This window comes from Pseudoalteromonas luteoviolacea (genome assembly GCF_018100925.1).
Classification (GTDB): domain Bacteria; phylum Pseudomonadota; class Gammaproteobacteria; order Enterobacterales; family Alteromonadaceae; genus Pseudoalteromonas; species Pseudoalteromonas obscura.
In genome coordinates this window covers 353,892-367,982 of sequence record NZ_JAGJEH010000007.1, presented here as the reverse complement: position 1 = coordinate 367,982, position 14,091 = coordinate 353,892, and the positions used below count along the sequence as shown (strand labels likewise).

Genomic DNA, 14,091 nt, shown 5'->3' with positions numbered 1-14,091 from the left:
GGAAGTCATACAAATGCAATACCCATTACTTATTTCAACACTGGCAACCTTAGTTTTATTAGCTGGGTGTACTGACGCACCTGAGCAGAGCAAAATTTTACCAACAGAAGATGTGTTAGCGAGCCAAGGTGCTCCATACCAGCCGGGTGATGATATTCCGGCGATGGCGTATATTGAACACGATGAAGTATACAATCCGGAATCTGTGATCCCACCGCAGTGCTATACCAAAACAGAGGGTGTAAATAACCCGTGTTACGCCTGTCATCAGTCATATCACGGACAAAAACAGCGCCCAAATGTTATGAATGATGGTGATCTGCAAGGAGATTACGAATTTTCAGATCTGGGTTTAACAAACCACTGGAAAAACTTATTTATCGATCGTTCAGACCTTATCAAAACTATCTCAGATCAAGAAATTACTAACTGGATTGAACAAGACAACTATACGCCATTTATCGAAAAAATGGCTAAGCGTAGTGATTGGCGCGGTGAAATTACACCTCTTGAAAATTTGGCATTTCCAGAAAAAGCATTTGATGAGCTTGGCTTTGCGCGTGACGGCAGCGGTTGGGTTGCGTTTAACTATAAGCCTTTTCCCAGTACATTTTGGCCTACAAATGGGTCTACTGGCGACGTAATGATACGGCTGCCTCGTAATTTTCAAACCTTAAAAGGCCAATATAACAAAGATGTATACTTGGCAAACCTAAGCTTAACCGAGCTGGCACTAAAAGGTCTTAATGAGATCTCTGTCCCTGCTATTTCAGAACAGCATATTGGACAAGACCTTAATAATGATGGGCAGTTGACAGAGATAGTTCTAATAAAAAAACAAGCTCACTATGTTGGAGATGCAGACGCGCCATTGGCGCACATGCTCTATCCCGAAGGCACGGAATTGTTGCATACGGTTCGGTACTTAGGGGTTGATAAACGAGGTAATATTTATAATGCGCCGAGGTTAAAAGAGTTGCGCTATATGAAAAAGCATAACTTTAAAACGAATCAAGAGATTGCTGCCTCATATTATCGAGAAGCAAAAGAAAAAGAGTTTGAAAAGTTACCTATCACGCTATATTTGGGTGACAAGGGCGTGAACAATACGTTTGGCTGGACGATCAATGGGTATATTGAAGACAGCCAAGGTGAGCTGCGTCCTCAACATGCTCAGGAGTTGGCTTTTTGCAATGGATGCCATAAGACTGTTGGTTCAACTTATGACCAAACATTTTCATTTGCACGTAAAGTTGAAGGAGCTGCTGGGTGGGGCTACATCAACTTAAAAACACAACAAGATGTTCCCAACATTGGCGAAGAGCAAGGTGAGTTTCTCACTTATATGTCTCGCGTAGGAGGGGGTGATGAATTCCGACAAAACCAAGAAATGCTCAAAAAGTGGTTTACAGGTGGTAAAGTTGATAAAGAAAAAGTGCAAAAAGCAGTTAACTTATACGAACTTATCACTCCCTCAAAGGAGCGAGCATTGGCATTAAATAAAGCATATCTAACAATAGTCAAAGAGCAGAGCTTTCTATTTGGCCGTGATGCAACCATGGTGAAAGCGAAAAATGTACTCGAGCAAGTGGATGATTCACAGGCTCCTCTGCGAGAAGATAAGCAATTTAAGTGGGATATGCAGTTGGATTGGTCTAAAAACGAGGACTGACCGCAGGAAAGGTGTCGTATTTACATTAATTGTAGCTATGACACCTCTTTGAGTATACTCAGCTCAGATCATTATTTTACGCACTGAATTTGATTACTGTAAATTTTGTTATCACGTTACTATCAAGCGTTATTATCGTCCTCTAATAACGTTGCTCGCACCTCTATGATGTATGGATCATATTGAAGAGATCAATTTTTTACTAAGTTGAGCTCGATGAGATCAGAGTTTAACTAACTTATAGGGCAATACTTAGTAAAAAAGTGAGCTGATATCTCATAGATCAATTTTTTACTAACTCATGGTCGTTATTTAATCAAAATTCTTACCTGTAGCTATAAAAGTTATGCATTTCAGCGAACTAGATTCGATTAAACGCATATCGAGATCATATTTTTACCAACATGCAGTGAGCAATTGCCGAAGATAGATCATGTTTTTACTAAGAGAACAGCCACAGATCACATTTTTACTAACAGCAAGGAGGTGAAGACTGCTTAGAGATCAGAATTTTACTAGCTTAGTGGACTTGTTTATTATGCCAGATCAGTTTTTTACTAACTTAAAAGGCAATTGGAGTCGAGCGCAAGTGGTATTTTATCTCTAATTGGCGGGTGAGCTAGTAAAATAGTGATCTCTGCGGCTGTCAGCTCCATGCTGCAGCCGCTGAAATAGGTTACAGAACAGCAATGAGAATTGCCAAAGCACCCGTTGTAGTAGGAAGTACGTATAAAAGTGATCTCAGCCAAAGTGGTTTGTACGTAACACACAGCGCAATAAGCAAAACTGAAAGCGCCATTTGTCCACAAAACATTAAGCTACCGTACCCAATAGCTTGGGTTAAATTGACCAGAAAACTTAGTAAAATAATGATCCAGGCAGCAAACTTAAACTGTTGAGTTTGTTTTTGGCTTGGCCTAGAGCCAAATACGCTTTTGTAATGAGGGGTTTTGGCCATTGCAAATGCGTAAAACGCACCGAAACATAATAGTGTCGCCAAGCCATAAATCATGCTTTTTGCTCCCTATTTAAAGTATGCTTTTGAACTGGCTTTACCTTCACTGCACTTGCTTTAGATGATTTAGATGAGAGCTTTTTACCTTGTAGAGCAAAAGCTGCAGCGGTAGCCAAAAATGCTAGATCAAAGCTCGCTAGGATCCATTTATCCTCCACGATGTACGTCATTAAATTTCCATCAGTGGTGAGGGCATTACAAATAGGCAGTAGTAGCCAAGTTACGGCATTAAGATATGCGAAGCCTTGCCAGGCAAGTTTATTTCTTCGGATCCCCGCAACAATTGCAGATGCTAGCCACACGATAAAGAAGACCAGTATTTCTTTTTCCGCACGATCTGAAATGCCTGATGGCAAGAGTCTATTTGCATAAAAGAAACCAGCAGTAGCTAAAGGCAATCCCATGATGGTACCAAGATTTAGAGCTTCGACAAGCTTTAGACCAAAGCTGGGAGATTGCTCTGGTTTTAGACGTTCTCTGATGCGTTTTGCCCACATAATACAGCCAGATGCAATCATAATGCAGCCAGCGATACCACAGATGAAGTAAAGCCACCGCAAGCCAGGGTGAGCAAGTCTCCCGCTATGAACTGCAATCATGCCACCGTATAAAACTTCCCCACTACTGGGGTCTAGTCGTGCCGTTTTTAGCAGTTCTCCTGTTGTACCAGAGTATTGCCAGTATGGGTGTTCATCGCGGATCAGAGTACCATTGTCGCCATATATTTTGATAGTTGCGCTCATATTACTTGGATGGTCAACGATGACGCGCTTAATTTTTTGCTCTGGCCAATTAAGATGAAAATGCGCGAAAGCACTGTCAAAGGCTGGAGTGGATAACTGTTGCTCTGTCGCTTCTGTGCGCTGACGCTCAGGGTAAAAATCAGCTCTGAACCCTTTAACACCATCTTCATATAAGGTGTTTGCAGGGTCGGGAAAGAGCATGAATATTAATGTCACTAGTCCCGTATAGGTGATCATGAGATGAAAAGGAAGTGCAAGAACAGAAGATAAGTTGTGTGCATCTAGCCATGCTCTGACGCCTTTTTGAGGCCTAAACTGGAACATATCTTTAAAGATACGCTTGTGAATGACAATGCCTGAAATAAGCGCTATTAGCATAAATAAGGAAGCAAGACATACTAGCCAGCGTGCCAATTTACGGTCCATATAGTGTAAGTCAAAGTGTAACCGGTAAAAGAAGTTACCACCTCGGGTATCGACGAGGCCATCAACTTGATTAAGCGTATTTGGATCTAACCGTTCATCGATCCATTTATCACGCTGACCATCTGGTTGACTATGTCTATGTGACACTTGCACTTCAGGTTGCCTAGGTGATGGTAGACCAATCCACCAACGGTTGGCATCAGGTGCTGTTTTCCCTAAATATTCTAACCCCGCATCGATCAATGCACTTTGCTGTACTTTGTTATTTTCGATATTGTGCACAGCTGGTTGATTCCACAGGCTAATTTCATGGCGGAAAAAACTAATCGTGCCAGCAAAAAATATTAAAAATAACAACCAGCACATCAAAAGGCCAACCCATGTATGTAGCCAAGTCATTGATCGGAAAAAACTATCTTTCATGATCCCCCCTGAATATAGCCGATGAGCAATGCTATAGTACCTATGCTAACAACAAGTGCAGTCCAGATATGTATGAGTGAGCGGACGGAAAATACGGCGATGAATACACAGCTGTAAATTAAGATGCTCAAGCATACGCTGTACAAAACGGCATCTACTTTGCTTGTGGGAAGTAGCAGACTTAACAAAGAAATACTGTAAGCAGTAAAAAAGTAACCGCCCAAAATTGCCGCGCAAAATCGGGACAAAACACTCAGCCTGTACTGAAAAGTCAAAGCATTATCGGCTTGTGACATAATGTTCCTAAAGTTTTTTATCAGATCGATGATTATCTACGAATAGTGTTGTAAATGACAGTAGTTATCATTGCTAAATGCGTCTAATGTACAACTATCTAGGTTCGAAAGAAAACTGTTAAAACTTTGGCTACAAAAAAGAAGTGAAATTAATTTATTGGTAATACAGTCTTTGTTTTGAAAACTAATTTATTCTATATTGGCAGCGGAAGCTTTGTATTTAAAAAAGTTTTTTAATTCGGTGAATTTTTATTTGGTTCTATCGGTCTATTTTTACTGACGATTGAATTGAGTCTAGACCCGTAGCATCACAAGATATTTTTATGAGCTTATTAAACGAAATAGCGCAATGCCGCTTGTGCACTGAACAGTTTGAACATGATCCCTCGCCTGTCGTGCAGGGAAATGCGAGAGCAAAAATACTCATTGCAGGCCAAGCCCCAAGTATGAGTGTCCATAAAACTGGAAAGCCGTTTAATGATGCCAGTGGTAAAAAGCTGCGGGCATGGCTGGGCGTAAGCGAGCTGCAATTTTATGATCCGTCCGTGTTTGCTATTGTCCCGATGGCGTTCTGCTATCCGGGGAAAGGCAAATCTGGAGATAAAGCTCCACCTAAAATCTGTGCAATAACATGGCGAAAAAGATTACTCGCTGAGTTTCACAATATTGAGTTTTCGATAGTGATTGGACAGTATGCGCAAGCATACCATTTAGAAGGCTTTACCAATGTAACAGACACAGTTAGAGAGTGGGCGAGTTACATGCCTGAGCAAATGCCGATACCGCATCCGAGTCCACGTAATTTATATTGGTTAAAGCAAAACCCATGGTTTGAGATAAATGCAATTCCTGCATTAAAAAGTCGTGTATCAGAAATTTTAATGAATTAACCAACATGTATGTCACCTCAAAGGAGTTGCGAATTTGCATTACATCTACCATAATCGCCAAATACCTTGGTTTACAAAAAATAACATTTTAATTCAAAGGAACTGAAAATGATTTATCACCTATCGGGATGGATCTCGGTATTGATTTCGATAATTGCCCTCTACCCAAGTTATCAACCTGGTGCCAATTCGGTTATTGGTTTCTATTTAGCCTTATTTTCCTTGCTTGTAGCTGCTTTTGCCAGCCATTTAGGGCACGCATTGTACTATCGCGCTGTTTTTGTATTTTCTATTATTAATGTGATGTTTGTGAATGATGGTACTAATCTATCACTTTTGACCAGTGAAAATGATTGGGTTTACATAGGGTCCATGTATGGTATTTACATTGTAGTAAGTAGTATTTGTGGATTTTTGGTGAGCAGAGAAGATTTACTTGGCAATAGTATGCGCCGAAAGCAAGCTAAACGAGAACAAAAAAGAACAGCCTAAGGCGTTTTTAATATAATTAATATTTTTATTGTAAATGACTGTGAAAATTCTGTTTTTTGCATTTGTTTACATATGGGATGTTGACCAATTGTTTCTATACATTCAGGTCTTTTCGTTCTGTACCCGTTTGAACCGGGTGTAATGTGTTTTTGATAGCAAAACGTAGTGAGTTATTTAGCTTAATCATCACCACCCTCCCCCCTATTTGCTGCAAATTTAATCCAAGTTAGGTGTTATTGGTCTATGATTTGTCTTAGTTTGTGTTAAAAATTCGCACTTAATATATGGACATGAGGTGGCTAGGAGAAAATATGTACTGGGGTTTAATAATTGTCATTATACTCGCAGGTTTTTGGTTACACAATCGGTACAGTTCAGAGTCTCAGGACTTTCCGCCACTCGAGACCGATCCAAATGATCCCCTTGTACTAGAGGCTATTGCGCTGGCAAAAGCGTCGTTAGACGAATTTAGAGCATTATTTTTAAGATATCCCAATGACGCGTTTGTAAAATTGGGCTTTGAAAGCGATGGAGGCGTTGTTGAGCACTTAGGTGCACATGTTGAGGGGATCAAAGGTGATGAGGTCAGCGTATTTTTGGTAACACCACCGATCACCCATACCGGTAAGATGGCACACAATTATGTTTGCCAGATAGACGACATTGAAGATTGGCAGATCACCGATAATGCCGGGAATATTTATGGCGGTTTTATTCAGCGAGCCATGTTCACGATTGCTGAGCGTGAAGGCATTGCTTTGCCACCGGAGCTCAAAGCAATGCAAAATAAATATATTGATTAATTGGTGTTTACGGTTGCTCAGCAAAGTCTTTTAACGCTTGACCGGTTAAGCGGTAAATGATCCATTCATCTTGTGGCTCTGCGCCAATGCTTTGATAAAAGTCGATGGCTGGCTTATTCCAGTCAAGTACAACCCATTCGAAGCGTCCACACTCTTTTTGCACAGCCAGTTTAGCTAAGTGTTTCATAAGCGCTTTTCCGGCACCTGCACCACGTTTATCTTGGGCGACGTACAAATCTTCAAGGTAGAGGCCATATTTACCTAACCAGGTTGAATAATTGAAGAAGTAAACCGCGAAACCAATCGCTTCATCGCCTTGTTCACAAATTACAGCATGTGCTCGGACATCATCACCAAACAGCTTTTTTTCAATGTCTTGAACAGTGTTTTTGACAGCATCCGGTTCTTTTTCGTAGATAGCTAGCTCATTGATAAAGTGCAAGATGGTTGCTGCGTCTTGGATCTGAGCGGGGCGAATAGTTAGGCTCATCTTTGGTAATTCCTGTTTGACTTAGATATACAGAAGTGTACTGTTAAGTTACACATGAATAAAGTGCATAGTTTGCACTTGATGTATGTATTAAATGCATGAGTAATATACCAAATATAGATTTAAACTTGTTGAAGCTGTTTGTTGTACTTTATGAAACAGGCTCGGTTACAGAAACCGCAAATATTTTGCATATGAGTCAGTCAGCGTGTAGCCATGCGTTGACCCGACTCAGGGCACGCCTAAAAGACGATTTATTTGTTCGAGAAAACAATAAAATGCTTGCGACAGAGTATGCCAATAGATTGGCAGCAGATGTTATGCCTGCATTTGAAGCCATCACTCTAGGGCTACAAGACGCAAAGCCTTTTGAACCACACTTAGTCGAGCGCATAACGCTCGCAGCGACAGATTATACTGCTTGGTGCCTAAAACCATTTTTGCGCAACTTACTCAATCAGTTTCGTCACCTGTCGATACAGATCATCCAACTCGAAGAGCGTATTCCAGTTCAAGCGCTCAAAGAACAAAAGCTAGATATTGTATGTGGTTTTGAGCATCAACAAGAGACATCTGAAAGCCTTGCTCAGTTGAAATGGTTTGAGGGGGAGTACGTGACGTTAAGTTGCGCCTCACAGTCTTTGCCTCAGAAGCTTCCTTTGGCAACATTCATGTCTAAGCCTCATGTCTTAATTGCTCCGTGGAACGAAACTCGAGGCATTGTGGATCACACATTGGCACAGTCCAAAAAGTCTCGCAAAGTGGTACTCGCTACGCCGCATATGTTAAATACCCCTTCGCTATTAGCTGACACTGATTGGCTATTGACGCTACCTGCGAAATACGCAGAACATGTGGCCAAAGCGAGTGGTTTGACGATTCATAAACCACCAGTAGAGATCCCAAATTACCGAGTCAAATTATACTGGCATAAAACGCGTCAATGTGACCCAAAGTTACAGTGGTTTGTCACCCAGTTTTGCCAATTTTATAGTTTGAGCAACTCTACTTGATCACACGCTTATACGGTATGCACCTTTCCCGCAATTAGTAAAAACCTGATCCCAATTTGAGATAAAGCGCGTTCACTATAAAAAGGGTTTTGTGAACAATCTGCTCGCCACAAACGTACAAACTGTTGAACAACAATGATGGATTAAAAATGAAACAGTTTAGATATGGCCTAATGGCTTTGTTACTACTTGTGTGCGGTATTGCTAACAGCAATGAAGTGGATGCGTTAAATTTAACTAAGAATATGAAGCAAGTTGGTAAAACTGCACGAATGACTTATTTGTTTTGGGACATTTATGATATTCGACTTTACTCCGCTACCGGGCGGTTTGACAGCCAGCAACCATTTGTATTGAAGCTCACCTATTTACGAGACTTAAATGGCCATGAGATTGCCAAAAGGTCATTACAAGAGATGGAAAAACAAGGGTTTGATAACAAACAACTTGGACAACAGTGGCTAGGCCAAATGGAGCAAATATTTCCCAATGTCTCAGATAATTACTCACTCTTTGGCGTAAGGAGGGAGGACGGCTCTACACTGTTTTACGATAACAACAAACTATTGGGTGAAATAAAAGATCAGAATTTTACTAAGTGGTTTTTTGATATTTGGCTGGGAGAAAAAACATCTGAGCCTGCCATGCGTGCAAAACTGATTGGAGGGAAATCATGAATAAGGTCTTTTTACTAATTTCGGTACTGTTGTTGTCTGGGTGTCAAAGTGCAGTACAAAGTGATGAATATCAAAGTATGACCCCCAAAATAGATGTGTACAATTTTTTTGATGGTCGAGTCCATGCGTGGGGCATAGTGCAAAATCGTAACGGCGAATTGGTGCAGCGATTTAAAGTCGATATAAACGGCTCTGTTGATGGTGATGGCCGTTTGGTACTAGATGAGAGGTTTAACTATGGATATGGGGACGGAGTCAAACACCGAGTTTGGACTATTAGTAAAAGTGGCAATGGCTATATAGGAAGTGCACCTGATATCGCGACTACCGCGATGGGCACTATTTATGGAAATGCTTTAAGATGGCAATACGAAATGGACTTACCAGTTGATGACACGACATATCGAGTTGTCTTTGATGACTGGATGTGGGCCTTTGACAATTGCAGTTTGATGAACCGTTCATATATCAAAAAGTTTGGTTTTGTTGTAGCTGAAGTAACAATTTTTATGCAAAATATGGATTCTAAGCGAGGCTGTACAGGGGGTTTACACTGATTACATGGTAGCCTACAAGCATCTTATTAAAGCTCGAATTTAATCGCGTTAGGGCGTATTTGCATGTAACGCAAAGTGTTGAAACGCGGTTTTCTTTGGCTATTAAAGTTGTTAAGCGAGCATTCAATTTGAGTGAGTAAGGTTACTGAGGAAAATATCAGTGACCTTTGCTGCATTCCTCTAGCTGAGCACATGTAGCATTTAAATTTGAGAGCGCAGCGTGGCACCAGGAACACATTTCTTACTAAGTTGGACCATTTCTACAACATTACTGAAATACCGAAGAGAGCGTACTTTAGTTACTGTTTCTGGGGTTGTAGCCGATGTGGATGGTTTAGGGCTTGCGGTTGATCTGCTCACCGGTACCTCTAATTGGTATGGTCAATTACATCATGTTGTAACGCATAACTTGGCTACAAGTATTGTTTTGGCTTCGATATGTGCATGGCTTGCGAGCGCACAAAAGCATGTGGTTTGGACACTATCATTTATTTGTTTTCACCTACACATATTGTGTGATGTGATGGGGTCAAAGGGACCTGACGGCTTTCAGTGGCCTATTTATTATTTATATCCGTTATCAAGTGAGTTTACCTTAGTATGGGCACAGCAATGGTTGCTTAATGGTTGGCAAAATCAGTTATTTACCGCCACACTACTACTAGCGAGCCTGTACATTGCGGTGGATAAAAAGATAACCTGTTTAGAAGTGCTCAGTGTGCGCATGGATGCTGAAGTATTTAACATGTATACCAAATATGTTGGAAAAAATAATGTAAGATAGTAACCCTGAGCCCTGTGTAATACACCCCTTCTAGCGGAATTCGAGAGGCTACTGGGTACTATAACTTTCCATCCATATACGCATCTATTTCTTCAGCCATATACGATTCGATGTTATCTTCCAGCTCAGATTTAGTAGTAGCATGCATGGAGATAAACTTGGATGCTTGCTCTGCACTTAACAGTTTGTTTTTTACTCTATATTCCCATTCGGGTAAGGTTTTATCATACCTAGGCACTACACAGACAGTCGCAAACTGGTTTTGCCACGGGCCTGCGTTTTCTTTTTGACAAAAAGCTTCAATATGGTCTTTACCTTGTGGCCCCATGCAGCCAGGTTCTAAACGTAATTGGATATAGAGTAATAAATCACTCATACACACTCCGTAGGTTACAGTTTCTTTGAGTCTAGACGCTCATAAAGATAATATAAATCCTATTTATGGTCCACTCGTCATTGCATGGTTGTTTTTTACTCACAAACTTGAAGGCAGCTCAACAAGCATGTTGTTGACGAAATTGCTGTGGGCTAAGGTGTGTAACCTGCGTAAACGCACGTCTAAACTGCCTGCCACTTGAGTAGCCGCAATGTTGTGCAACAACTTCAATACTTTGATTACTGTGCTTTAATAGTTGTTTCGCATGCCCGACTTTGATGTGCAGTAAGTACTCTCGTGGTGTGATCCCTAAATGGAGTGAGAATAAGCGGCTTAATTGTCGTTGAGATAGGCTGGCAATCGTAGCAAGTTGTTCAAGAGAGTAATGTCTGTCTACGTTGCTGCAAATGGCATCTTGGACTTTGTGGATGCTTCGGTGCATATGGTTACGATATTGCAGCCAACTACTCAATTGTGGGTCTTGGCCTGTGCGACGAAAGTACACAAGCATTTCCTGTGCTACCTGTGCGCCAATATGCTCACCGAATCGAGTCGAAATAAAATAGATAGCCATATCAATACCTGAACTGATCCCCGCACTGCTGATAATATTACTGTCTTCAACAAAAATGCGGTTTTCGAGCGCGACACATTCAGGAAATGCTTGGCGCATTTTATCTATGAGGTGAAAGTGAGTGGTATAAGTACGATGCGATAATAACCCAGCTTTGGCTACAAGCACTGCGCCGGAGCATATTGTTAAAATTGCTTGATGAGTTATTGTATTTTTCAACCATTGTATGGTTTGAAGTGACGATTCTGTAGAGTATGCCTCAAAAGCATGGTGGCAACCCGGAATGACTATAATGTCGTCAGCTTCTAGTTGTTCAGGTAGAGGTGCTAAGTTTTGTAGTTGCAATCCGCCATCACACACCAGTTGGTCTGAAGCGCTGACATATTTTATATCAAAGGATACACCTAATCGCCGAGCTTCTAGAAATGCTTGCAAGGGCCCAGCAAAATCGAGAGGGAGTGTGTCTGCTACGAAAACAAAATAGATATTCACGGTTGTTCACCATTGCTTAAAGTCACGCCGTATCATAAAGCGTATCGGCGTGATAAGAAATATGTGATAAAAACAAGCATGGAATTTACTTGTTTTGTACAAGAAAACAGTTAATAGTCACTGTGTTTGCGGATCGATGCAAATCGATTGGCTAGCACTAAGTTTGTCTTTGCCTGTATATCAGAAGAGGAGTACTGAATATCAGTTGTAGGACAGATCATGTCAAATGTCAGTGTTGCATCAGTGACAAATTCCACTTTGAACCCTAAATCAAATGCTACTCTGGTTGTGGTCTCACAACATTGCTCAGTTCTGATCCCAGTAATGACGAGCGTATCAATCTGATTGCGTCTCAGCCAATTTTCAAGCCCAGTGTCTGTAAAAGCGTTGTGAACCGATTTATAAAAAACCTTAGAAAATTGTTGTGGTAGAAAATCCATTGGTTTTACAAGCCCAGAGCTTGGGTTGAACGGGCTACCTATCGCATCTTCTCTGCTGTGCAGGACTTTGACAATTGGTTGCTCTGTAGCGGTGAAGTGGTTGATTAAACACGTTAGGTTGTTTTTAAATGCGTCAAAGTCTTTGTCTTGCCAGTAATCTGTTTCATAAAACGAGTCTTGAGTATCAATAATAATAAGTGCTTTTGTCATGGTTTTTATCTGTGTTGATTATTGGAACTCCTAAAAATATAAAGGTTTTGAAATCAGGCGTAGATACGTGTTTTCGACAAGATTAGGTCATATTAGGACATGGCGCAGGTTGGGTGTTTTTTTATCCAATATATTCATTGACACTATTTGGATTTGTATATACGTTTGTATATACAAAAAAGGTTCGGGTATGGCAAAAAATAAAGATGCGCAGTTACTTGTGCGAATAAACAAAGCCCAGCGAGATGAGTTTGTCGCGCTTTGTAATGAGCTTGAAACGAGCTCATCTCGTGAAATAAGAAAGTTCATTAAAAGGTTTGTGAGCAAACACAAAGTTAAGCAAAAAACACTTAAAGGAGATAATAATGGCGAAAAAAGTTGAAGTTAAAAAGCTAAAGAAAGAAGTGCAGCAGCGTATTAAAAAAATTGCTAAGCATGAAGCAAAAATCAAAAAGCTGAAAAAAGCGATTAAGAAAGCATAATTGAAGTTTAATATTATATAAGCAGCGTAAGCTGCTTTTTTTATCTGTGTACGTCAATCTAGGATTAAGCTTTGAGTAGTCAATACAGGTAAAGCCAAGTGTTTGAAAGTATTAGTGATTAATCTCTTTTTGCTATATTCTCTAGAGTCCATTTGTCAGGGTTAGGTTTTAAATATTAGAGTATGAGTTGGGGGCTTGTTAGGCAATCTTGCTGAGTTCTTCATCAACAAAGAGCAACTTGATATGTTTGCATGTAAGCGCTGTGGAAAAGTAGAGTTTTTTTTAGCGGGTAAGCAGCGTCATTAAATCGCAATCATACAAAAACTTGTTAAGAAAAGTACATCGCAATTACACAGCCAACACGCATCCATAGACCAACCATATTGTTCCATGAGGGGAATAATCAAATTACTCTTGCCTTACAAACTGAGCGTTAGCATCTACACTTAAAGTAGAATTAGGAAACCATATGATGTTTAGATTCGCTTTTACTTTATTTGTAGTGATGTTGGCGCACGGCGCATTGGCTAAAGAGCCGAAACTTGTTTGGTTTACAGAAGACTATCCTCCATTCAACTACCATGTGAATGGTCAAGTTGAAGGGATCTCAATTAAGGCGCTCAAGCTTATTTACCAAGATTTAGGATGGAAATTTGACGACAATGAAGTGATGTTATTACCTTGGCCGAGGGCATACCAAATGACTCTGTCAAATCGCAATGCCTGCATATTTTCTATGACGTATACAGAAGAGCGTGCCAAGCTATTTCAGTTTATTGGTCCGACAATGGACAATCATGTTGCAATCATTGGTCATAAAGAGACTAGCTATAAGCTCTCAAACTTAAAAAATATTGGCAATTTAAAAATAGGCGTAGTGAAAAATGATATTGGTCACCAATTGTTACGCCAAGCTGGTATTGATAAGGAAAGTTTAGTGTTTTTGGCGTCGGGGTTCGAGTTGGTGCAAATGCTAAAATTAAAACGCATAGATCTCATTGCTTATGGAGACGTCATTGCGAGATACCAATTTAAGCGAGCTGGCATTAATCCAAAACACTATCGAATAGTGATGCCTTTGAGCTCGTCTTATTTAGGGTTTGCGTGTAACAAAGCGGTAGATCAACATGTTGTAGATAAAATGAATGACGCACTTAAAACCATTAAGCGCCGCCAGCCAGAAATTTTCGATCCAGAATACTTCTACAGCAAAGCAGAGTGAGTTTTCACTCACTC

The 14,091-nt window shown here is 40.5% G+C and carries 16 protein-coding genes; 10 read left to right on the top strand and 6 right to left on the bottom strand.

All coding sequences use genetic code 11. The annotated features are described in order from the left end of the window. Positions 1-13: 13 nt before the first annotated feature. Entirely contained in the window at positions 14-1,672 is a 1,659-nt protein-coding gene (locus J8M00_RS17145) for a hypothetical protein (RefSeq protein ID WP_211011816.1), read from the top strand. Positions 1,673-2,348: 676 nt separating this feature from the next. Here J8M00_RS17145 and J8M00_RS17140 read toward each other — a convergent pair. Both J8M00_RS17140 and J8M00_RS17135 read right to left on the bottom strand, forming a co-directional pair. Further along, on the bottom strand, positions 2,349-2,684 hold the full coding sequence (locus tag J8M00_RS17140; protein ID WP_211011751.1) for a DUF3325 domain-containing protein: 336 nt from the start codon (positions 2,682-2,684) through the stop codon (positions 2,349-2,351). Then, positions 2,681-4,279 (bottom strand): PepSY-associated TM helix domain-containing protein, encoded by a 1,599-nt coding sequence (locus tag J8M00_RS17135; RefSeq protein WP_211011750.1) that lies wholly within the window; start codon positions 4,277-4,279, stop codon positions 2,681-2,683. Before J8M00_RS17135 ends, J8M00_RS17140 begins: the two co-directional genes overlap by 4 nt. Before the next feature lie 619 nt (positions 4,280-4,898). Between J8M00_RS17135 and J8M00_RS17130 the strand changes: the two genes are divergently transcribed. The 3 genes from J8M00_RS17130 (at position 4,899) to J8M00_RS17120 (ending at position 6,760) form a co-directional block, all read left to right on the top strand. Beyond that, positions 4,899-5,465: a uracil-DNA glycosylase family protein gene (locus J8M00_RS17130; protein WP_211011749.1), complete on the top strand. Its 567-nt coding sequence runs from the start codon at positions 4,899-4,901 to the stop codon at positions 5,463-5,465. A 108-nt stretch (positions 5,466-5,573) separates the two neighbouring features. Continuing rightward, positions 5,574-5,957: a hypothetical protein gene (locus J8M00_RS17125; protein WP_211011748.1), complete on the top strand. Its 384-nt coding sequence runs from the start codon at positions 5,574-5,576 to the stop codon at positions 5,955-5,957. Between the two features lie 311 nt (positions 5,958-6,268). Next, entirely contained in the window at positions 6,269-6,760 is a 492-nt protein-coding gene (locus tag J8M00_RS17120; protein ID WP_211011747.1) for a DUF2314 domain-containing protein, read from the top strand. Between the two features lie 7 nt (positions 6,761-6,767). On the opposite strand, the gene J8M00_RS17115 is transcribed toward J8M00_RS17120, so the two are convergent. Beyond that, complete coding sequence (locus J8M00_RS17115) at positions 6,768-7,250, bottom strand: GNAT family N-acetyltransferase (protein WP_211011746.1); 483 nt, start codon at positions 7,248-7,250, stop codon at positions 6,768-6,770. Between the two features lie 98 nt (positions 7,251-7,348). Here J8M00_RS17115 and J8M00_RS17110 point away from each other — a divergent pair, with 98 nt between their 5' ends. The 4 genes from J8M00_RS17110 to J8M00_RS17095 all read left to right on the top strand — a co-directional run bounded on the left by J8M00_RS17110 (position 7,349) and on the right by J8M00_RS17095 (position 10,281). Further along, positions 7,349-8,263, top strand: a complete 915-nt coding sequence (locus tag J8M00_RS17110) for a LysR family transcriptional regulator (protein ID WP_211011745.1) — start codon at positions 7,349-7,351, stop codon at positions 8,261-8,263. A gap of 149 nt (positions 8,264-8,412) precedes the next feature. Continuing rightward, positions 8,413-8,940 (top strand): chalcone isomerase family protein, encoded by a 528-nt coding sequence (locus J8M00_RS17105; protein ID WP_211011744.1) that lies wholly within the window; start codon positions 8,413-8,415, stop codon positions 8,938-8,940. Continuing rightward, positions 8,937-9,497, top strand: coding sequence for a DUF3833 domain-containing protein (locus J8M00_RS17100; protein ID WP_211011743.1), 561 nt, complete (start codon positions 8,937-8,939; stop codon positions 9,495-9,497). Before J8M00_RS17105 ends, J8M00_RS17100 begins: the two co-directional genes overlap by 4 nt. A gap of 220 nt (positions 9,498-9,717) precedes the next feature. Further along, the gene (locus J8M00_RS17095) at positions 9,718-10,281 is read left to right on the top strand and encodes a metal-dependent hydrolase (RefSeq protein WP_211011742.1); all 564 of its coding nucleotides are present in this window, start codon (positions 9,718-9,720) and stop codon (positions 10,279-10,281) included. 58 nt (positions 10,282-10,339) lie between these two features. On the opposite strand, the gene J8M00_RS17090 is transcribed toward J8M00_RS17095, so the two are convergent. From J8M00_RS17090 to J8M00_RS17080, 3 genes are all read right to left on the bottom strand, one after another. Beyond that, on the bottom strand, positions 10,340-10,657 hold the full coding sequence (locus J8M00_RS17090) for a hypothetical protein (protein WP_211011741.1): 318 nt from the start codon (positions 10,655-10,657) through the stop codon (positions 10,340-10,342). A gap of 118 nt (positions 10,658-10,775) precedes the next feature. Continuing rightward, positions 10,776-11,723 (bottom strand): GlxA family transcriptional regulator, encoded by a 948-nt coding sequence (locus J8M00_RS28620; RefSeq protein ID WP_211011740.1) that lies wholly within the window; start codon positions 11,721-11,723, stop codon positions 10,776-10,778. Between the two features lie 110 nt (positions 11,724-11,833). After that, entirely contained in the window at positions 11,834-12,373 is a 540-nt protein-coding gene (locus J8M00_RS17080; RefSeq protein ID WP_211011739.1) for an isochorismatase family protein, read from the bottom strand. A 190-nt stretch (positions 12,374-12,563) separates the two neighbouring features. Between J8M00_RS17080 and J8M00_RS17075 the strand changes: the two genes are divergently transcribed. Further along, on the top strand, positions 12,564-12,755 hold the full coding sequence (locus tag J8M00_RS17075; RefSeq protein WP_211011738.1) for a hypothetical protein: 192 nt from the start codon (positions 12,564-12,566) through the stop codon (positions 12,753-12,755). 569 nt (positions 12,756-13,324) lie between these two features. Then, positions 13,325-14,077, top strand: a complete 753-nt coding sequence (locus tag J8M00_RS17070; RefSeq protein WP_247687432.1) for a substrate-binding periplasmic protein — start codon at positions 13,325-13,327, stop codon at positions 14,075-14,077. Positions 14,078-14,091 lie beyond the last annotated feature (14 nt).